Source organism: Halobellus sp. Atlit-38R (genome assembly GCF_003665925.1).
Lineage (GTDB): Archaea > Halobacteriota > Halobacteria > Halobacteriales > Haloferacaceae > Haloquadratum > Haloquadratum inordinatus.
The window spans coordinates 1-493 of sequence record NZ_QXIJ01000248.1; the positions used below are offsets into that span (position 1 = coordinate 1).

Below are 493 nucleotides of genomic sequence, written 5' to 3' on the forward strand. Positions count from 1 at the left end.
CTTCAAGGAGTTGAAACGCCGGACGAACGCCTTTGCAAACCACTTCAGACACGCCGACCCAGAAACCGCAGAAACGTGGCTCCAATCGTTTGCCGTTTGCTGGAACCAGCTAATCTGAACAATGCCGCCCACTAACTCCCAATTATTAAGTAACCACAAGTAGATATGTGAAATATTGTGGAGCACCGTCGAACTGCCGTTATCAAACTCGACACGCCCGAAGGTGCGGATGCATACCTTCGAGAGACTGTCGAGCAATTCAAATACTGCGCCAACACCGCGAGCAAGTGGTGTTGGCACGGCGACGACGATGGCTACCACATTCTCTCGAAAGCCAAAGCTGAACGCGCTCTCTATGACCAACTGCGTGAAGACACCGAACTGACAGCGAACCTCGTCCAGAAGGGGATTCGCCAAGCCGTCGAAGCCACCAAAAGCGGCGTCGAACGCCTCAAGAATGGCCAACACACGTCCCGGCCGACGTTCACGGCCG

General features: G+C 54.4%; 2 pseudogenes. Both read left to right on the plus strand.

Annotated features, from left to right (window positions below):
- Positions 1-118: pseudogene (locus tag D3D02_RS21355) on the plus strand (IS6 family transposase); the annotation flags it as partial.
- 59 nt (positions 119-177) lie between these two features.
- A pseudogene (locus D3D02_RS21360) lies at positions 178-493 on the plus strand (RNA-guided endonuclease TnpB family protein); the annotation flags it as partial.